Here is a 17,788-nt window from a genome sequence, read left to right on the forward strand (position 1 = left end):
AAGGGAGGTGGGCAGAACGGAAACTAAAGGGGTTCTCGGAGGTGAAGGAGGTGCTGGAGAAGATGCTTCAGGAGCGGTATGCCCCCCGTACACAGACTCTTACACATAACTCTTGACACGACCCTTCCTGGACTACCTCCTCTCCTTGCGGGGCCAGAACCTCATGGCCTATACCGCCTTGATCTTCGCCCGCAGGGAAACGGTGGTGGGGGAGGCCACGCCCCAGGCCCTCTACAAGGCGGTGGGGGGCAAGGACAAGGTGTACGCCATCCCCGTGTCCCGGGAAATCCTGAAGAACCTGGACCCGCAGGAGCGCCTGCGCTTCCTGAACTTCTGGCGCCAGGCCATCCGGGGCCAGTAGGGAGGCTGAATGGCGCCGGTGCGGGGCATCCTTTCCCATAGCCTCGGGCGCTTTGCGCTTCCCCTTCTTACCGGGGTGGTGGGGCTTTTGGTTCTGGCCCCCCTTGGCATCCTCGCTTACCAGAGCCTCCTCACCGCCCCTTTCTTTGCGCCCCTTAAGCGGGTGGGCCTCGAGGCCTACCGCTACATCCTCCACGACCCGTACTTCTTTGAGGCGCTCAAGAACTCCTTCTTCATCGGGCTTGGGATGGTGGTGGTGGCCGTCCCCTTGGGAAGCCTCTTTGCCTTTTTGGTGACCAAGACGGACCTTCCCTTCGCCCGCTTCTATGAGCTCCTCCTCCTTGCCCCCGTCTTTATCTCGCCCATCATCCTCGGCATCGGCTTCATCGTGGCCTTCGGCCCCTCAGGCCTGGTTTCGGGCCTGGTGGAGGGCGTTTTGGGCCGGGTGCCTTGGACCATCTATACCGTACCCGCCATCGCCGTCATCGCCGGGCTGACCCACGTGCCCTACGTCTATCTCTACGTGGCCAGCACCATCCAGAACGTGGACGCTTCCTTGGAGGAGGCGGCCCGGGTGGCGGGGGCGAGGCCCACCTGGGTTGCCTTGAGCGTCACCTTCCCTTTGGTGCGCCCCGCCTTGGTCTATAGCGCCGCCCTCATGCTCCTTTTGGGCTTCGAGCTGTTTGGCCTGCCCTTGGTCCTGGGGGACGCCAAGGGGATCATGGTCATCACCACTTACCTGTACCGCCTCACCGCCATCACCGGCACCTCCGCCTACCACCTGATGGCGGCGGTGAGCGTGGCCATCGTCCTCATCGCCTGGTCCTTGGTCCTCCTGCAGCGCTACCTGGTGGGGCGCATGGAGGGGCGGTACGTGGCCATCGGGGCCCGGGGGTACCGCACGGAGCGGCTTCCCCTAGGGCGCTTGCGGTTTGTCTGGGCTTCCCTTTTGGCCCTTTACCTCCTCGTCGCTGTGGTTTTGCCGGTCCTGGGGGTGGTTTTCCGTAGCCTGGTTTCCAGTTGGGGCCCCGGGGTCGACCTAAAGGAGGTGTTCACCCTGGGCCACTACGTGGAGGTCTTTAAGCTTCCCAACCTAAGCCGGGCGGTGAGCAACACCCTTGTGGTGGCGGCCCTGGGGGGGATCGTCGCCCTGGCCTTCTACCTTCTCATCGCCCTGGGCATCCAGCGGGGTGGGCGGTACGGCCGGGTGCTGGACTATTTGGCGGGCCTTCCCCGGGCGGTGCCGGGCCTGGTCATGGGACTGGCCTTTCTCTGGCTGTTCCTCTTCCTTAAGCCCATCGCTCCCTTGCGCAACACGCTTTTCGCCCTAATCCTGGCCTACACGGTGGTCTGGATGCCCTACGGGGTCCGCCTTCTCACCGCCGCTCTCCTTCAGGTGGGGCGGGAGGTGGAGGAGGCGGCGCGCATCGTCGGAGCGTCGGCGGTGAAGGCATTTCTCCACGGGACACTTCCCCTCTTGCGGGGCGGGGTCCTCACCGCCTGGTTTTTGCTTTTCATCCAGTTCGTGCGGGAGTACTCCACGGGCGTTTACCTCCTGACGGCGGGCACGGAGGTGCTAGGGGCCCAGATCGTGGCCCTCTGGGGCACGGGGGCGGTGGACGTGATCGCCGCCTTGGCCACCCTGCAGGTCCTCATCGTGAGCGCCGTTTTCCTCTTGGCCAACCGCCTCGGGGTCCGACCCCAAGGCTTGTAGAGGTGAAGCGTGATGGGAAAGGGATCGCTCAAAACCCCAGGGCAGGGTCCTGGGCTTAAGGAGGCTTCCTTAGGGGTGGAGGCCCTCGAGGTGCGCCTGGGGGAGAACCTGGTCCTCCAGAGGGTGGACCTCACCGTGTCCCCAGGGGAGGTGGTGGCCCTCTTGGGCCCTTCGGGCTCGGGCAAGACCACCCTGCTTCGGGCCGTGGCGGGCCTGGTGCGACCCACAGGGGGACGGATCGCCCTGGGCAACGAGGTGTTCTTTGACGGGGCGAGGGGGATCTTCCTTCCCCCCGAGCGGCGGAACCTGGGCCTGGTGTTCCAGTCCTACGCCCTTTGGCCCCACCGCACCGTCTATGAGAACGTGGCCTACGGGTTGCGGTTAAGGCGGGTGCCGGAGAAGGAGGTGAGGGAGCGGGTGCTCTCCCTCTTGGATCGGCTAGGCCTCACGGGGCTGGAAGGGCGCTACCCCGGGGCCCTTTCCGGGGGCCAGCAGCAGCGGGTGTCCTTGGCCCGAGCCCTGGCCTACGACCCCAAGCTCCTCCTCCTGGACGAGCCCCTTTCCAACCTGGACGCCAAGCTCAGGGACCAGGCCCGGGTCTGGCTCCGGGAGACGCTCAAGGCTACCGGCAAGGCCGCCCTCTTTGTCACCCACGACCAAGCGGAGGCTATGGCCATCGCCGACCGCATCGCCTTGCTCAACGAGGGCCGGATCGAGCAGGTGGGCACCCCCGAGGAGCTCTACCGGAATCCCAGGACCCTTTTCGTGGCAGATTTCCTGGGAAACCCCAACGTGGTGGACGCCCTGGTGGTGGCCCTGGAGGAGGGGCTGGTCCGGCTGGAGCTTGCCGGGTTTTCCTTGCGGGCCAGGGCCATGGGGTCCGTGGTTCCCGGGAGGCTTGCCAAGCTGGTCCTCCGCCCGGAGGTCCTGCGGCTGGCAGGGGCCGGGGAAGTAAACGTCTTAGAAGGGGAGCGGGTGCACAGCCTTTACCTGGGGGCCCACTACGAGGAATGGGTGCAGGTGGGGGAGGCCCTGCTAAGGCTGGTAAGCCCCACCCCGCTCCCGGGTCCCCGAGTGCGCCTCGGCTTTGACCCGGAAAGCGCCCTGGCCTACCCCAGCCCCTAGGGCGCATAATGCCCTCGTGGTCCGCGCCCTTTTGGCGCCTTTTCTGGTCTTGCTCTTGGGCCTGGGGCTCCTCGAGGCCATCCGGGCCAACGGCTACCTCGGCCAAGCCCTCCTGGCCGAGGCCCGGAGGGTGGCAGGGGCGCAGGCAGGGGACACCTCGCTCTCCCTCCTCGGGGTTCGCCTGACCGACCGTCCCGGAAGCCCCCTGCCCCTCTTTGGGGAGAAGGCGGAGGGGGTGGAGGTGCGCCCAAGGGAGCTTCGGGCCTGGGTGAGCTGGCCTTGGGGTTCCGGAGCCTTGGAGGTGGTGCGGAGCCACCCCCTGTACCTGCCCGCCTGGGGGCCTGCGCTCCTCTTGGCCCTGGCGTCGCTCCTTTGGGCCAGGGCCCGGGTTTACGGGGCCCTCCGCCGGGCGCTGGGGTGGCCCTTGGGGGAGGCGCGAAGGCGGCTCGCCGCACTCGAGGCGGCCTTGGTCGCCTTAGAGGAGGGCGTGGCCGTGGTTCAAGGAGAAAGCGTCGTCCTGATCAATCCCCGGGCCCGGGATCTCTTGGGCTTGGCCCCAGAAGCGCTCACGCCCATATCCCTGCGCAGGATCTGGCCCGCCTTGGCCGATGCCCTTGCGCTTTCTGCCGGGGAAGATGCCCTGCCCCTTCCCACGGGCCGGCCCGCCCGGGTACGGGTGCGGTGGGTGGGAGAACACAGGGTGGTGGTCTTCCAGGACCAACGGGAGCTTTTACGGTTGGCGGAAAACCTCACGCAAAGCCGCCGCCACCTGGATCTTCTTCGCGCCCAAGCCCACGAGTTCCACAACCTGCTCCACGTTATGGCTGGCCTGCTGGAGCTGGGGCGGGTGGAGGAAGCCTTGCGCCTCATCCAGAGCGAGGCGGAGGCGGAAGCGGAGCTGGAGCAGGTGTTGTCCCGGGTGGAGGTGCCCCTTCTCGCCGCCCTTCTTCTGGGCAAGCGCCGCAGGGCGCACGAGCTCGGGGTGGCGTTGGCCTTGGAGGGCAGGCTGCCTGCCCGGTATGCGCCCCTGGCAGAGGTCTTGCTCTCGGCGGTGGGGCACCTGGTGGACAACGCCCTGGAGGCCGCCGGGCCTGGGGGGGTGGTGCGGGTCTGCTTCCAGCAGGAGGCAAGCGGGTTGCGCCTGGAGGTCCGGGACAACGGTGCGGGGCTTCCCCCAGGGACGGAGGCCCTCTTCCTTCCTGGGGCAAGCGGGCGGGGCGAGGGCCGGGGCTACGGTCTGGCCCTGGTTCGGGCCCAGGTGCGTTCGGTGGGGGGCGAGCTGGGCTATCACCGGGAGGAAGGATGGACGGTGTTCTGGATCCGTCTAGCCGGGCCGTGGAGCGGGCCCTTATCGTAGAGGACGAGCCGCGGGTGGCCGTCTTGCACCGGGCCTTTCTGGAGGGGGAGGGGTTTCAGGTGGCGCTGGCCTCGAGCCTGGCCGAGGCCCTGCAGGCGCTGGTGGTGGAGCCTCACCTGGTGCTTTTGGACCTCTACCTTCCCGATGGGCACGGCCTGGATCTACTTCCGGTCTTGGAGGGGACCTACGTCATCGTGATCACCGCCGCCAAGGACGTGCCCACCGTGGAGCGGGCCCTCCTGGGCGGGGCCATGGACTACCTGGTGAAGCCTTTTGGGCGCAGCCGCTTCCAAGAGGCTTTGAGCCGATACCGGGCTTTCCGGGCCCTCCGAAGCAAAAGGGAGGTTTCCCAGGCGGACCTGGACCGTCTTCTGGCCCGGGGCAGGGGGCCCAAGGGCCTTGACCCCCTAACCCAAGAGCGCGTCCTGGGCCTCTTCCGCTCCCAGGCTACCCTGACGGTGGAGGAGGTGGCCGCTGCCTTGGGGCTCTCCCGCGTCACCGCCTGGCGCTACCTGGAGGGGATGCGGCGCCAGGGGCTGTTGCAGGCGGAGCAGGTCCACGGCGGGATGGGGCGGCCCTTGCGGCGGTACCGCCTCGTAGGCCCAAAGGGCTAAAGCCCGTGGCGGAGCCTTTCCCGGTACCAAAAGGCGCTCCGCTTGGGGATGCGCTTCCCGGTGGGGAAGTCCACGTAGAGGAGGCCGAAGCGCTTGGTGTAGCCGTGGGCCCACTCGAAGTTATCTAAGAGGCTCCAGACGAAGTAGCCCTGAAGGGGCACCCCCTCGGCCTTGGCCCGAAGCGCCGCCTCCAGGTGGGCCTTGAGGTACGCCACCCGCTCCGGGTCCTCCACCACCTCCCCTTCCCAGCGGTCGGGGTAGGCGGCCCCATTTTCCGTCACGTAAAGGGGCCAGGGGGTTTCCCGGCCTAAGCGCTTGAGGAGGCGATACAGCCCCTCGGGGTAGACCTCCCAGCCCATGGCGGTGGTGGGGCGTTCCGGGGGCAGGTAGCGCACGGGGTAGCGGCCCTCTCCTGGGGCCACGCGGGCCCGGGTGTAGTAGTTCACCCCCAGGAAGTCCAAGGGCTGGGCGATGCGTTCCAAATCCTTGGAGTGAACGGGGAAGCCCGGGGTTTCCGCAAAGGGGCTTTCGGGGTAGCCCCGGCCCAAAAGGGGGTCCAGGAAGAAGCGGTTGTGGTAGCGGTCCGCCCGGTCCACCGCCTCCCTGTCCTCCCCTTCCACCCAGGTGAAGTTGAGGACGATGCCCACCCGCTTGGCCCCAGCACCCCTGAGGGCCTCCACCCCGAGCCCGTGGGCCAGGAGGAGGTGGTGGGCGGCGCGGAGGGCTGCCTCGAGGTTCCGTAGGCCCGGGGCGTGCTCCCCGGTGAAGTGGCCGAGGAAGGCGCTACACCAGGGCTCGTTGAGGGTGGCGAAGTAGGCGACGCGGTCAGCGAAGGCTTTGCCCACCAGGGCGGCGTACTCGGCGAAGGCGAAGGCGGTTTCCCGGCTCCGCCACCCGCCCCGCTCCTCCAAGGCCAAGGGCAGGTCCCAGTGGTAGAGGGTGAGGAAGGGGGTGATCCCCGCCTCCAGAAGGGCGTCCACCAGTCGGTCGTAAAAGGCGAGGCCCTTGGGGTTGATGCGGCCCCGGCCCTCGGGGAGGATGCGGGGCCAGGCCACGGAGAAGCGGTAGGCGTTTAGGCCCAGCCAGCGCATCCACTCCAGGTCCTCCCGCCACAGCCGATAGTGCTGGCAGGCGGGCTCGCCCGAGCTCCCATCCCGAATGGCCCCAGGGCGCCGGGCAAAGGCGTCCCAGATGGAGGGCCCCCGCCCGTCCTCCTGGGTGGCCCCTTCGATCTGGTAGGCGCTGGTGGCGGCTCCGAAGAGAAAAGGTTCCCGTTCCACGCGCCCCTCCTATCCCTTGACCGCCCCGGCGGTGAGGCCCTGGATGAGCCAGCGTTGCACCAGGAAGAAGAGGAAGAGGACCGGGAGCGTGGCCACCGTGGCGGCGGCCATCACCAGGTCGTAGCGGTTTTGAAAGTTGCCCACGAAGTTGCGGATGCCCACGGGGATGGTGGCGGTGGCCTCGGTGGTGAGGATTTGGGCAAAGAGAAGCTCGTCCCAGGCGGTGAGGAAGATGTAGACGGCGGTGGCGGCGATGCCCGGGAGGGCTAGGGGTAGGATCACCCGGTGACGACTCCTCGGACTGAAGTCCGAGGCTTCTCGGTTTAGGTTGGGGAGAAAGCCTCAACCATCCCCGAAGGCCCCGTCCAGGCCTTAGCCAGGATGTTCCGCGCGGCGGCCACGTCCCGGTGCAGAAGGGTTCCACAAGCGGGGCAGGTGTACTCCCTGACCCACAAGGGTCGCTTCTCCCTGTGGCCGCATTTGGGACAATCCTGGCTCGTGTGTTTGGGGTCTACCCCGATGACCCGCCTACCAGCCTCTTCCGCTTTGTAGGCGAGGATCTGCAAAAACTGTGCCCATCCCGCATCCAAGACTCCCTTGGCAAGAGGGGAGCGGGACAAGCCTTGGATGTTCAGGTCCTCGTGAACGATGGTCCCGTAGCGGTTGACCAGGCTCCTCGCTACCGTGTGGTGAAAATTGAGCCGTTGCCTGGCTATCTTCCTGTGGAGTTTGGCTAGCTCTTCCCTGATCTTCCGGTATCGGTAACTGCCCCGCTTCTTGCGGGATAGCGCCCTCTGCTTCTTCGCCAGCTTCTCCTGGGTTGTCTGGAAGTAGCGGGGCGCTTTGACCTCTTCCCCCTCCGAGGTAACGAGGAAGTTGGGGTTGGTGCCCAGGTCAATGCCCACCGCTTCCTCAGATGGGGGAAGAGGCTTAGGCTCCACCTCGCAGAGGAAAATGATGTACCACGCATCACCTTCCCTTTTTATCGTTGCCGTCTTTATCCTCCCCTCCAGGGGACGGTGTAGCTTGACCTTCACCGAGCCGACGCCATGGATAAGAACCCGCTTCACCCCTTCTTGGAGCTTGACCCCGGTGGCGTAGGCCTGGGGGAAGGTGAAGGAGTCGTAGCGGCTCTTTCCCTTGAAGCGGGGGTAGCCCGCCTTCCCCTTTTTGGCTTTGAGTCGGCGGAAGAAGCCTTGAAAGGCCCGCTCTACCCTTTGGAGGACATCCTGGAGGACTTGGGAGTGGACGCGCTTGTACTCTGGAAGCTCGGCTCGTATCTCTGGGAGCCACCGCGTTTGCTCGGAGAAGGACACGCTTCTCTTCGCCTTCTTGTAGGCCTCTCTCCTCTCCTGCAAGGCGGCGTTGTAGAGGTGGCGGCAGAGGTCCAGGGTGCGCTCCAGGTCCTTGGCCTGGGGTTGGGTGGGGTAGAGGCGGTACTTGAAGGCTTTGCGCATCCCCGTCCTCCACGTAGGATAGCGCGCTTTTCGCTTATCCCGCTATGCGCTCCGAAGGAGCGCGTGGGGGTCCATGGATCCCCGGTTTGAAAACCGGGGCGTTATGGCCCCCACACCCCCTTTTCTGTAAATGGGGATCAGGAAGAGGATCCCCGGGATCACCTGGGTGAGCAAGACGCTCCCCGCAAAAAGCTCCGCCCCGGGGAAGCGGAAGCGGGCCAGGGCGTAGCCCGCCAGGGTGGCCACCCCCAGGGCCAAGAGGGTGGTCAGGCCGCAGACCAGAAGGGAGTTCTTCAGGTACTGGAAAAAGGGCAAGGCCCGCCAGATCTCCAGGTAGTTCCCCCACTGGGCCACCCTGGGAAAGAGGCTTCCCGTGGCCGCTTCCAGCTGGGTCATCAGGGAGGTGTTCACCATCCAAAGGATGGGGAAGAGTTGCCCCAAAAGCCCCAGGGCCAGAACGCCCCAAGCGCCCCACGCAAGCCAACGTTCTTCCCGCATGGTTCACCTCGCCTTCAGGTCCTCGCGGAAGACCCGGTACCAAAAGAGGATGAGCCCCAGCGTCAGGAGCATGTACAGCGTGCTGGCGGCCGCGCCTAGGCCGAAGTTCCACATGCCGAAGGTGTTCCGGAACAGGTTGGTCATGAGGAGGTCGCCCCACTCCCCCGGGTACCCGGCGCCGTGGCCGAACATCATGTAGACGATGTTGAAGCTATATAGGGTCCCAAGAAGGCCGTAGAGGAGCAGGATGGCCGTCACGGGCCGAAGGAGGGGCCAGGTGATGTGCCGAAAGCGCTGCCAGGGGGTAGCCCCGTCCACCTTGGCCGCCTCGTAGAGCTCCTGGGGTACGGTCTGGAGGGCCGCCAAGTAGGTGACCATCACGAAGGGCCAGCTCCGCCACACCGTGGGGAGGACGATGGCCACGAAGGTGAGGGGACCGATGAGCCAGTGGGGCTTTTCGGGGAGCAGGTGGAGGACGTCCACCAAGAGGGTGTTGATGACCCCGTTTTTGAGCCACATGAACCCCCAAAGGAGGCCCACCACGTAGCTGGGCACCACCCAGGGGAGGAGGAAGAGGGTGCGCCACAGCCCCCGCAGGAGGAGGGGGCGGTTGAGGACGTGGGCGAAGAGGAGGCCCAAGGTAAGGGTCAAGGCGTTCACCGCCAGGGCATAGAGCAAGGTGGTGCGCACGGCGTAGAGGAAACCCGTGCGAAAGGTGGACTGGGGGTCAAAGAGGATCTCGCGGTAGTTCTCCAGGCCCACGAAGGGGGCGGCCAGGTACTGCCGCAGGGTGGCTAGCCTGAGGTCCAAAAACCCCATGTAGATCCCCTGGAGCATGGGGCCGTAGTGGACCAGGATCATTCCCAAAAGGGCTGGGCCCACGAAGAGGTAGGCCAGGCCGTAGCGGTGCCAGAAGCGGGACCAGGCGGACATAGGGAAAGAAGGGGGGGCATAAGCCCCCCCACCAGCCTTACCTCAAGGCGCCGTTGATGGCGGTGGAGGCCTTGTCCATGAGGTCTTTGAGGGCTTCCTGGGTGAGCCGCTTTTGCGCCACCAGGTCCCAGGCCATGCCCAGGTGCTGCACCGCCAGGTTCTCCACCCCGCCCCAGCCCGCTAGGGTGGGGTAGGTGCGGCCGAACTGGGCGGCCTGGACGAAGACCCGCATGAGGGGGTTGCCCTGGACCTCGGGGGCGTTCCAGGCGGTGCGGAGGGCGGGGAGCATGCCGCTCATGCGGGCGTAGCTGACCTGGGCCTCCGGGCTACCCAGGTACTTGAGGAGCTCCTTGGCCAGCTCCTTGTTCTTGGAGAAGCTGAAGAGGGCTAGGTTCGAGCCGCCAAAGAAGGTGTACCGCCCCTTGGGCCCTGCGGGGTAGGGGGCCACCCCCATGTTCTTGGCCGCCACCCGCTCGGCGAAGCCCCCCCGGGCCTCGGGCACCTGGGCCCGCTGGATCATCCAAGGACCGCTGGCGAAGACGGCGCACTTCCCCGCCTGGAAATCGGCTTCGATTTGCGCCGTGTTCTTCTCCAGGCTTTCCGCTGGGACATAGCCCTTCTGCGCCAGGGAGAGGAAGAAGTATAGGCCCTGGAGGCTCTCGGGGGTGCTCAGGGCGCTTTGCCACCTCCCCTGCGCCTGCCGCACAATGTCGCCCCCGGCACCCCAGATCCAGGGCGCGGCGTTGTGGAGGACGTCCCAGGAGTTCTTGCCCGGGGTGCAGAGGGGGGCGAGGCGCCCTTTGGTTTCGGGGTCGGTGAAGGAAGAGGCGGCGAGCCGGGCGAGCCCCGCCTCGAAGTTCTGCCAGTTGGCGAACATCTGGGACGGGTTGACCCCCGCCGCCCTAAGGGCGTCGGTCCGGTAGTAAAACGCCCTCAGCTCGGAGAACCAGGGCAAGGCCGTGGCCCGGGCGCTGCCCGCCAGGCGGGTGGTGTTCCAAACCGCGGGCAGGTAGGCCTCCCGGCCGCCTAGGGCTTGGAGCACGTCGTCCAGGGGCTCCAAAACCCCCATGGCGCTGATGGCTCCCACCCAGGTGGTGCCGAGCTGGGTGATGTCGGGGCCCACCCCGCTGGTGGCGGCGGCGGTGATGCGGGTCCAGGCCACGCCCCAGTCCAGGACGGTGACCTTCACCTCCACGTTGTTGGCCCGCTCAAAGGGGGCCACCAGGGCCTTGAAGTCCTCCGCAGGCTGGCCGCTATTGGGCATGATCCAGACCTCGAGGGTCCGTTGGGCTAGGCCGAAGGAAAGGACGAGGAAAAGGCTTGAAAGCGCTTTCTTCCACATGCAAACCTCCTCGCGCAACCCGTCCGTGGGGACGGTCCAGGGGCCTAAGGCCGAAGGGCCGCCGGTTTCCTCAGGCTCTCACCTCCTTTACCGAAGCCCTCTCCACCAGTTGCAGGGAAATAGGGGAGAGGGACGGGGTTTCTCCCTGCAAGAGATCCTTGAGGGCTTGGGCCAGGGCCCGGCCCACCTCCCGTGCGGGCTGGCGCACCGTGGTCAAGGGGGGGATCTGGTAGGCGGCCAGGGGGATGTCGTCGAAGCCCACCAGGGAGAGGTCCTCGGGTACGGAGAGCCCTCGCTCGAAGAGGTAGAGCCGGGCTCCGATGGCGGTCTGGTCGTTGGCGGCGAAGATGGCGGTGGTGTCGGGAAAGCGGGCCAGGAGCTCCCTCGCCGCCTCGTACCCGCCGTCCTCCTGGAGGTTGCCGTAGACCACCCGGGGGGCTAGCCCCAGTTCCCGCATGGCCTTGCGGTAGCCGAGCAAGCGCTCCCGCACGTCCAGACCCCCGCGGTGGCTGGAGATGTGGGCGATGCGGCGGTGCCCCTTTTCCAAGAGGTAGCGGGTGGCCCGGTAGGCGGCCTCCCGGTTGTCCAGGACCAAGGACCAGATCTTAGGCCCAAGGAGGGACTGGCCAAAGGCCAAGACGGGAACCCCTAGGGGTTCCAGGGCGGACTCCTCCAAGGAGGTGCCGAGGAGGACCACGGCCTCCACCCGGTGGCCCTTGAGAAAGTCCAGGGCTTCCAGTTCCCGCACCAGGCTCCAGTGCCCGGGCACGGCGATGGGGCGGAAGGGGGTGGGTTCTAGCTCCAGGGTGATGGCCTCGAGGATGGGCCCGTAGAAGGGGCTCCCGAAGTCGGGAAGGAGGATGCCCACGGCGTAGGAGCGCCCCTTAGCCAGGCTTTGCGCCAGGGGGCTCGGCGTGTAGCCGAGCTCCTCGATGGCCTGGAGCACCGCCCGCACCTTTTCCCGAGACACCCGGGCAGTGCCGTTGAGGACGCGGGAAACCGTGGCGGGGGAAACCCCGGCGCGGCGGGCCACCTCGGCGATGGTGGGGTGGGTGCGCGTCATGGTTTGGAGTGTAGTATAGCAGGGTATGAAAGCGCTTGCAAGATGGCTACCTAACCTTCTGGTTCTCGCTCCAGCCCCCACTTCACCAGGACGAGCCATGAGCGGGAAAGGGATGTGTGCGAGGTTCTACGCTTAGGATTTCGCCCTAAGGCCTCCTTCTTCCTCTTCTCAGGAGTAGCCTCTTGGGTGGCCGTGACCTCTGTAAGGCCGTCCCATACGCGTCCCAAACCGGTGCTCGCCCCAGAAAGGCCTCCCAAGCCCTGGCCGCCCTACACGGTGCTCGGCCAGACTTCGAGGCCCCTACGCCTGGCGGCTGCCCAAAGGTTCCTATCAAAGGCGGCCAAGACCACCGGCACCTCCAGCATCCCTTGCCAAAGCAGGGCTGCAGCCAGATCGACCGCGTCGTAGCCGTGATAAGCGCCTGCACCTGTGGGGTTCCGGCCTTCTCCACATAGCGCTTCACCAAGGCGCTGGTGTCCAAGTACGCCACCCGGGTCACTCTCAGTCCGCTTTTCTGACACACCCCTGAAAATGGCCCCTTACCCTCCACTCGGGAGGTGAGTTCGTGTGAAGCGGCGCGATCTCCTAAAGGGAAGCATTCTGGCCGGAACCCTGGCCTTCCTGCCCCGAGGGGTAGCCCAAGGGGCTCCCCAAAACGCCCCCTCCTTGGGGCGGCGCTACCGCAACCTGATCGTTTTCGTCTATGACGGCTTCTCCTGGGAGGACTACGCCGTGGCCCAGGCCTACGCCCGGCGGCGTCAGGGGCGGGTTTTGGCCCTGGAGCGGCTTCTGGCCCGTTACCCCAACGGCCTCGTGAACACCTATAGCCTCACCAGCTACGTCACCGAGTCCAGCGCCGCGGCCAACGCCATGTCCACGGGGGTGAAGACGGTGAACGGGGGTCTGGCCATCCATGCGGACGGCACCCCCTTGAAGCCCTTCTTCGCTGCCGCCAAGGAGGCGGGAAAGGCGGTGGGCCTGGTGACCACCACCACCGTGACCCACGCCACCCCTGCGGGCTTCGTCATTTCCAACCGCGACCGCAACGCCGAGGCGCAGATCGCCGAGCAGTACTTGGGGTTTGGGGCTGAGGTGTACCTAGGTGGGGGCGATCGGTTCTTCAACCCGGAAAAGCGCCAGGACAAAAAGGACCTCTACGCCGCCTTCGCCCAGGCGGGGTACGGGGTGGTGCGCTCCCTCGAGGAGCTGGCCCGGACCAACGCCAGCAAGCTCTTGGGCGTGTTCTCCGACAGCCATGTTCCCTACGAGGTGGACCGCCGCTTCCAGGGGCTCAAGGTCCCTAGCCTCAAGGAGATGGTGCAGGCGGCCTTGCCCCGTTTGGCCTCGTACCGCAACGGCTTTGTCCTGCAGGTGGAGGCGGGCCGCATCGATCACGCCAACCACATCAACGACCCTGCCGCAGTTCTTTGGGATGTCCTAGCCGCGGACGAAACCCTGGAGCTTCTCACCGCCTTCGTGGACCAGCACCCCGACACCCTCTTGATCCTGGTATCCGACCATGCCACCGGGACGGGAGCCCTCTACGGGGCGGGGCGGAGCTACCTGGAAAGCTCCCAAGGGATTGACCTATTGGAGGCGCAGCGGGCCAGCTTTGAGTACATGCGCCGGCAGCTTGGCGCCAGCCCCGACGCTGCCCAGGTGAAGGAGGCTTACCGGGCCATGAAGGGGGTGGTCCTCACGGACGAGGAGGCGGAAAGGGTGGTGCGGGCCCTGCGCGACCGGGTCCCCTGGCCCGAGGGGGTGCGGCAGGGGGTGCAGCCCGACAACACCATGGCCTGGGCCATGGTGCAGCGCAACGCCGCCAAACCCGATCGGCCCAACTTTGGCTACAACTCGGGCCAGCACACGGCGAGCCCGGTGGTGCTAGCCCTGTATGGGCAGGGCCTCCGCCTCGTGAGCCTGGGCCTGGTGGACAACACCCATGTTTTCCGCCTCATGGGGGAGGCGCTGGGGATCCGCTACCAGAACCCGGTGATGAGCGAGGAAGAGGCCCTGGAGGTCCTGAAGGCCAGGCCCCAGGGCGCGCGCCACCCCGAAGACGTCTGGGCTTAGGGGTTAAAGGCTCCTCCTTCCCCCGCCCCTACAAGGGGCGGGTTTCTCTTAGGGTAGACTTGTCTAGTAAATTGCCTTGTACCCCCAGACTTGACCGATATACGGCTGTAGGGTAAAGAAGGAACATGACCCCGTGCGAGGCTTTGACCCAGATCCCCGACCCCAGGGCCCACCACCGGCAATACCCCCTGTGGGGTCTCTTGGCCCTCATCTTGGCGGCCTTCCTCCGCCGCATGGACTCCTTGAGAGGCGTGTCCCACTTCGCCCGCGCCAACCCCCACCTCCTGCCCCACCTGGGCCCGTGCGAGGTCCCCGGCCACCCCACGGTGACCCCCATCCCGCGCCGTCTGGACTCCCCAAGCCCTGGAGCGGGCCCTCCTCCAGGTCTTTCCCGAGGCGGACCTAGAGGAGGTTCGGGTGGTGGACGGGAAGGGGCTAAGGGGAAGCCGCGAAGGGAGCAGTCCCCAGCTCGAGCGGGTGGAGGGGCTAGCCCTCCATCTGGGCGCCGCCTTGGCCCAGGCGAAGGCGGAAGGGAAAGAAGGGAAGCCCCTCCTAACCCTTCTGGAGCGCCTTGGGGCCGAGGGCTTGGAGGGGAAGCTGTTGGTGGGGGACGCGGGGTACCTGTACCCGGAGGTGACTGGAGGGGTTCAAGGGGATGGAGGCGAGGGGGCTTGGGGAGCTCCTCCCTTTGGGCGCGGGACGTTCTTTTCCGAGAGGACGCCTGCCGGGCGCGGGGAGTGGGGGCGCGGGTCTTGGCGGCCCTTTGGGCCTTTTTGGTGTCCCTGCTCCACCGGAGAGGGGTGTGGGAGAGGGTCGCGCGCCAGCGCACCTGGAAGGCGGCCCTGGAGGCCTTCTCCTTCCGTCCCCTTTCCGCCCTTAGGTTCCTGGGGCTCTATGCGGTATATACGCTTTGGGGTTGCTCCTTGGGGAGAGGCTTTCTTCTCCCGAGGACCCCGCATCGTTTCCCCCGGACCTGGTGGGGGAGGCACCTGGTGGGGAAGGCGCTCAAAGAAGCCTTCGTTTCCTGGCGGCAACGCCTCTATCCCCCTGGCTTCGTCGGAGCTTAGGGGGTAAGGTCAATACCTACGTATTGAGGTTCTGTTGTAATCTGGATGCGAGGAGCCCGAGCGTGCGCTAAGAAAGGGGGAAACGATTCCGGTCTTTCCCCCGGCGCCGAAGGAGGTGGTGGCGCAGCTATGGCCATCTTCGGAAACTTAAGGGATATGCCCTTTCCCGACCTGGTGGGGATGCTCGGTCGGAGAAGCGGGGTGCTGGAGGTGTTCCACCTCCCAGGCCGCAAGGCGAGTTACATCATCGCCCTCGAGGGGGGAAAGGTGCTTTGGGTGAGGGAAGGGACGAAGGTCCTAGACCCGGTTCAGGCGCATTCCGCGCTCCAAGATCTTTTCCGCATGGAGGAGGGGGCTTTCGAGTTCACCCAAGGCACCCCGCCCCCGCCCCCGAACGGCCAGACCCTGGGTTGGCCCCTGGAGCGGATCCTCCTCGCCATGACCACCGTGGTGGATGAGCTGGCCGCCTATCGGCCCCACCTGCCCGATCCCAAGACCCGGTTCCAGGCGGTGGCCCTGGAGGTCTGGTTGGAGGAGCCCCTTTGGTCCTTCTGGGAGCGGGCCCGGCCCCTTCTAGCCCGGGGCGCTTCCGCCGAGGAGCTCGCCCAACGGCTGGGGCTTCCCGTGGACGAGGTGGCCTACTACCTGCACAAGCTGCGCCTGGCGGGCAAGGTCGCCCCGGTGAGGGCCTACCGGGAAACGCGGGCGGACGAGGAGAAACGGGGCCTTCTCCGCCGCCTCCTCGCCTCGCTCGTGGGGAGGCGGGGATGACGGGAAAGCCCCTGAAGCTCCTGGTGTCCGGCCCTGTGGGCGCCGGGAAAACCACCTTCATCCAGTCCCTTTCGGAGATCCCCGTGGTGGAAACCGACGAGTGGGCCTCGGAGGAAATCGGCAAGGCAAAGACCACGGTGGCCCTGGACTTCGGCCTCCTCACCCTGGACGGGGTGCCCATCTACCTCTTCGGCACCCCGGGGCAGGAGCGGTTTGACTTCATGTGGGACGTTCTGGTGGAGGGGGCCTTAGGTTTGGTGGTCTTGGTGTCGGGGGATAGCCCCAAGGACTTCCCCAAGGCCCGCCACGTTCTGGAGTACCTGACCTCCCGCCACCCCGTGCCCTTCGTGGTGGGGGTGACGCGGCAGGACCTTCCCAAAGTTTGGACCCCCGGGGAGGTGGCCGACTACTTTGGCCTCCCCCCCGAGCAGGTGGTGGGGATGAACGCCACAAGCCCCACCAGCGCCACCTTGGCCCTTATCCGCATCCTGGAACTGGTGACAGGGGAAAGGTGGCAAGGGGTCTGGTGAGACCAAGGAGGAGGTGGAGATGGAGAAGGATAGCGGGTTTTTCCAACGGTTGGCCCAGCGGGTGCTGGCGGAGATGCCTCCGGAGGACCGCTTCCGCGAGGCGGACGCCCGGGCCATGGCCCAGAACAAGGAGGCGCTCTTGGCCCTGACGGATGAACTCGTTCAGGCATTCTACGACACCCTTTTCGCCCATCCTCCCACCAAGGCGGTCTTCCGGGAGGGGGAGAGGCCTGAACGGGAGGAAACCTTGAGGCGGTGGTGGCAACGCGCGGTAGCGGGCCCTTTTGACCTGGACTACTGGGCCTGGCAGGCCTACGTGGGCCTCGCGCACGTGAAGCGGGGGGTGAGCAACCCCATGACGCTGGGACATACCGCATTCGTCGCCCGGTTTGTTTCGGAACGTGTGCCCGAGGTGGCCGGGGCCATCGCCCGCCTCATGACCACGGTAGCCGCCCTCATCGCCGAGGGCTACAAGGAAGTCTACCTGGAAGCGGCCCGGGACATCACGGGCCAGAGCCGGGAGCTTTTGGAACGGAGCGTGCGGATCTCCGTGGAGGAATTGCGATGACTACGAACCTCTTCAACCTAAGCCCAAGGGAGCAACAAGATTACCTGAAGCAACTGGCGGACCTCATGCAAGTGCTCTCTGACTGGGAGCTCTTGGCCTCCGTGCGCCAACAGGTGGAACCCCATTTCCCCGATGTAGCCGCCCGCATCGCCCAGCGCCTGCGGGAGCACCCCTTTACCCAGGAGACCCAGGATGTCACCCAGGCCCTTACCGCCATCGCCCAGGTGTACTTTTCCCATCCCACCTTGGATGCGGACTACCTGGAAAGGCGCGCCAGGGCAGGGAAGGCTTACTTGGAAGCGGGGTTTAGCCCCACCACCCTTGTGGGGGGCATTTACGGCCTGTGGGTGGACGAGTGGACCCGCACCTTCGCCGGGCTTTTCGCCCATGACCCCGAGCTACTGGCCCGTCTAACCCGAGCCCTCGCCCTCGTTTCCCTCTTTAACCTGGCCATCGTGGTCCAGCAGTACTCCTACGAAAGCGAGGTGCAGGCTCGGGAACTGGAAGAGCGTATCTTGGCGAGGTTCCTGCGCGCCACGGGTATCAGCCGCGAGCTTTACGAGCAAATGGCCAAAACAGCCGGAGAGGAGTGAGGCATGAGCCGTCAAGAAGAGCTGCAGTCGGTGGTTCGCTCCCTTAGACAAGCGGTCCCGGAACTCACGGGGGCCATGGTGGCCTCCACGGACGGCCTTTCCCTGGCCACGGACCTCCCCGAGGCGGAGGCCGCCCGGGCGGCGGCCATGGCGGCCACCGCTTTGGGGCTGGGCAAGCGCATCGCCCAAACCTCCGCCCTGGGGAGCTTGGAAGAGGTGGTGGTGCGGGGCCGGGAGGGGTACCTCGTGGTCTACGCCGCCGGGGACAAGGGGGTGCTGGCGGTCACCGCCCCCATGGGGGCCAACCTGGGCCTTATCCACCTGGAGGCCCGCCAGGTGGCGAGCCGGATCGCCCAGATCCTGGGGATAGGGCCCTGAACCCACTTGCTAAAATGAAAGCTGGCCGGGCAAGGCCTAGGCCCCTCGCAGATTTGACGCCTAGC

19 protein-coding genes and 1 pseudogene are annotated in these 17,788 nt (G+C 66.3%); 13 read left to right on the forward strand and 7 right to left on the reverse strand.

Annotated elements, in window-relative coordinates:
• The first annotated feature begins 112 nt into the window (after positions 1-112).
• Genes ABXG85_RS07980 through ABXG85_RS08000 form a run of 5 tightly spaced genes read left to right on the forward strand, consistent with a single transcriptional unit; the run spans position 113 to position 5,170 of the window.
• Positions 113-361, forward strand: a complete 249-nt coding sequence (locus ABXG85_RS07980) for a hypothetical protein (RefSeq protein ID WP_353513191.1) — start codon at positions 113-115, stop codon at positions 359-361.
• 9 nt (positions 362-370) lie between these two features.
• On the forward strand, positions 371-2,074 hold the full coding sequence (locus tag ABXG85_RS07985) for an ABC transporter permease (protein ID WP_353513192.1): 1,704 nt from the start codon (positions 371-373) through the stop codon (positions 2,072-2,074).
• Between the two features lie 12 nt (positions 2,075-2,086).
• Positions 2,087-3,199 (forward strand): ABC transporter ATP-binding protein, encoded by a 1,113-nt coding sequence (locus tag ABXG85_RS07990; protein ID WP_353513193.1) that lies wholly within the window; start codon positions 2,087-2,089, stop codon positions 3,197-3,199.
• A 16-nt stretch (positions 3,200-3,215) separates the two neighbouring features.
• The gene (locus ABXG85_RS07995) at positions 3,216-4,556 is read left to right on the forward strand and encodes a sensor histidine kinase (protein ID WP_353513194.1); all 1,341 of its coding nucleotides are present in this window, start codon (positions 3,216-3,218) and stop codon (positions 4,554-4,556) included.
• Positions 4,502-5,170: a response regulator gene (locus ABXG85_RS08000; RefSeq protein ID WP_353513195.1), complete on the forward strand. Its 669-nt coding sequence runs from the start codon at positions 4,502-4,504 to the stop codon at positions 5,168-5,170. Before ABXG85_RS07995 ends, ABXG85_RS08000 begins: the two co-directional genes overlap by 55 nt.
• On the opposite strand, the gene ABXG85_RS08005 is transcribed toward ABXG85_RS08000, so the two are convergent.
• The 7 genes from ABXG85_RS08005 to ABXG85_RS08035 all read right to left on the reverse strand — a co-directional run bounded on the left by ABXG85_RS08005 (position 5,167) and on the right by ABXG85_RS08035 (position 11,743).
• Positions 5,167-6,450: a GH1 family beta-glucosidase gene (locus ABXG85_RS08005; RefSeq protein WP_353513196.1), complete on the reverse strand. Its 1,284-nt coding sequence runs from the start codon at positions 6,448-6,450 to the stop codon at positions 5,167-5,169. The two genes, ABXG85_RS08000 and ABXG85_RS08005, sit on opposite strands and share 4 nt — an antisense overlap.
• A 9-nt stretch (positions 6,451-6,459) precedes the next feature.
• Positions 6,460-6,732, reverse strand: a complete 273-nt coding sequence (locus ABXG85_RS08010; RefSeq protein ID WP_353513197.1) for an ABC transporter permease subunit — start codon at positions 6,730-6,732, stop codon at positions 6,460-6,462.
• 41 nt (positions 6,733-6,773) lie between these two features.
• Positions 6,774-7,907, reverse strand: coding sequence for an RNA-guided endonuclease InsQ/TnpB family protein (locus ABXG85_RS08015; RefSeq protein ID WP_353513198.1), 1,134 nt, complete (start codon positions 7,905-7,907; stop codon positions 6,774-6,776).
• Between the two features lie 42 nt (positions 7,908-7,949).
• Positions 7,950-8,405, reverse strand: a complete 456-nt coding sequence (locus ABXG85_RS08020; RefSeq protein WP_353513199.1) for a carbohydrate ABC transporter permease — start codon at positions 8,403-8,405, stop codon at positions 7,950-7,952.
• Between the two features lie 3 nt (positions 8,406-8,408).
• Complete coding sequence (locus ABXG85_RS08025) at positions 8,409-9,338, reverse strand: carbohydrate ABC transporter permease (protein ID WP_353513200.1); 930 nt, start codon at positions 9,336-9,338, stop codon at positions 8,409-8,411.
• A 37-nt stretch (positions 9,339-9,375) separates the two neighbouring features.
• A complete protein-coding gene (locus ABXG85_RS08030) occupies positions 9,376-10,680 on the reverse strand; it encodes a sugar ABC transporter substrate-binding protein (RefSeq protein WP_353513201.1) in 1,305 nt (434 codons plus the stop codon).
• A 70-nt stretch (positions 10,681-10,750) separates the two neighbouring features.
• On the reverse strand, positions 10,751-11,743 hold the full coding sequence (locus ABXG85_RS08035; protein WP_353513202.1) for a LacI family DNA-binding transcriptional regulator: 993 nt from the start codon (positions 11,741-11,743) through the stop codon (positions 10,751-10,753).
• Between the two features lie 567 nt (positions 11,744-12,310).
• On the opposite strand from ABXG85_RS08035, the gene ABXG85_RS08040 reads away from it, so the two are divergent.
• The 8 genes and pseudogenes from ABXG85_RS08040 to ABXG85_RS08075 all read left to right on the forward strand — a co-directional run bounded on the left by ABXG85_RS08040 (position 12,311) and on the right by ABXG85_RS08075 (position 17,723).
• Positions 12,311-13,816: an alkaline phosphatase gene (locus ABXG85_RS08040; protein ID WP_353513203.1), complete on the forward strand. Its 1,506-nt coding sequence runs from the start codon at positions 12,311-12,313 to the stop codon at positions 13,814-13,816.
• Between the two features lie 125 nt (positions 13,817-13,941).
• A pseudogene (locus ABXG85_RS08045) lies at positions 13,942-14,160 on the forward strand (transposase family protein); the annotation flags it as partial.
• A gap of 327 nt (positions 14,161-14,487) precedes the next feature.
• Entirely contained in the window at positions 14,488-14,883 is a 396-nt protein-coding gene (locus tag ABXG85_RS08050; protein WP_353513275.1) for a hypothetical protein, read from the forward strand.
• 129 nt (positions 14,884-15,012) lie between these two features.
• A complete protein-coding gene (locus tag ABXG85_RS08055) occupies positions 15,013-15,654 on the forward strand; it encodes a DUF4388 domain-containing protein (protein WP_353513204.1) in 642 nt (213 codons plus the stop codon).
• Complete coding sequence (locus ABXG85_RS08060) at positions 15,651-16,184, forward strand: GTP-binding protein (protein ID WP_353513205.1); 534 nt, start codon at positions 15,651-15,653, stop codon at positions 16,182-16,184. The genes ABXG85_RS08055 and ABXG85_RS08060 overlap by 4 nt, the downstream gene beginning before the upstream one ends.
• A 19-nt stretch (positions 16,185-16,203) precedes the next feature.
• Positions 16,204-16,752, forward strand: a complete 549-nt coding sequence (locus tag ABXG85_RS08065; protein ID WP_353513206.1) for a protoglobin domain-containing protein — start codon at positions 16,204-16,206, stop codon at positions 16,750-16,752.
• Positions 16,749-17,345, forward strand: a complete 597-nt coding sequence (locus ABXG85_RS08070) for a protoglobin domain-containing protein (protein ID WP_353513207.1) — start codon at positions 16,749-16,751, stop codon at positions 17,343-17,345. The genes ABXG85_RS08065 and ABXG85_RS08070 overlap by 4 nt, the downstream gene beginning before the upstream one ends.
• A gap of 3 nt (positions 17,346-17,348) precedes the next feature.
• Complete coding sequence (locus ABXG85_RS08075) at positions 17,349-17,723, forward strand: roadblock/LC7 domain-containing protein (RefSeq protein ID WP_353513208.1); 375 nt, start codon at positions 17,349-17,351, stop codon at positions 17,721-17,723.
• The last annotated feature ends 65 nt before the right edge of the window (positions 17,724-17,788 follow it).

The sequence above is a fragment of the Thermus sp. LT1-2-5 genome (genome assembly GCF_040363165.1).
Classification (GTDB): domain Bacteria; phylum Deinococcota; class Deinococci; order Deinococcales; family Thermaceae; genus Thermus.

Coding starts and splice junctions, on each gene's coding strand:
- ABXG85_RS07985 (WP_353513192.1), top strand. CDS start 371: ATGGCGCCGGTGCGGGGCATCCTTTCCCATAGCCTCGGGCGCTTTGCG.
- ABXG85_RS07990 (WP_353513193.1), top strand. CDS start 2,087: ATGGGAAAGGGATCGCTCAAAACCCCAGGGCAGGGTCCTGGGCTTAAG.
- ABXG85_RS08000 (WP_353513195.1), top strand. CDS start 4,502: ATGGACGGTGTTCTGGATCCGTCTAGCCGGGCCGTGGAGCGGGCCCTT.
- ABXG85_RS08015 (WP_353513198.1), bottom strand. CDS start 7,907: ATGCGCAAAGCCTTCAAGTACCGCCTCTACCCCACCCAACCCCAGGCC.
- ABXG85_RS08020 (WP_353513199.1), bottom strand. CDS start 8,405: ATGCGGGAAGAACGTTGGCTTGCGTGGGGCGCTTGGGGCGTTCTGGCC.
- ABXG85_RS08025 (WP_353513200.1), bottom strand. CDS start 9,338: ATGTCCGCCTGGTCCCGCTTCTGGCACCGCTACGGCCTGGCCTACCTC.
- ABXG85_RS08030 (WP_353513201.1), bottom strand. CDS start 10,680: ATGTGGAAGAAAGCGCTTTCAAGCCTTTTCCTCGTCCTTTCCTTCGGC.
- ABXG85_RS08035 (WP_353513202.1), bottom strand. CDS start 11,743: ATGACGCGCACCCACCCCACCATCGCCGAGGTGGCCCGCCGCGCCGGG.
- ABXG85_RS08055 (WP_353513204.1), top strand. CDS start 15,013: ATGGCCATCTTCGGAAACTTAAGGGATATGCCCTTTCCCGACCTGGTG.
- ABXG85_RS08060 (WP_353513205.1), top strand. CDS start 15,651: ATGACGGGAAAGCCCCTGAAGCTCCTGGTGTCCGGCCCTGTGGGCGCC.
- ABXG85_RS08065 (WP_353513206.1), top strand. CDS start 16,204: ATGGAGAAGGATAGCGGGTTTTTCCAACGGTTGGCCCAGCGGGTGCTG.
- ABXG85_RS08070 (WP_353513207.1), top strand. CDS start 16,749: ATGACTACGAACCTCTTCAACCTAAGCCCAAGGGAGCAACAAGATTAC.
- ABXG85_RS08075 (WP_353513208.1), top strand. CDS start 17,349: ATGAGCCGTCAAGAAGAGCTGCAGTCGGTGGTTCGCTCCCTTAGACAA.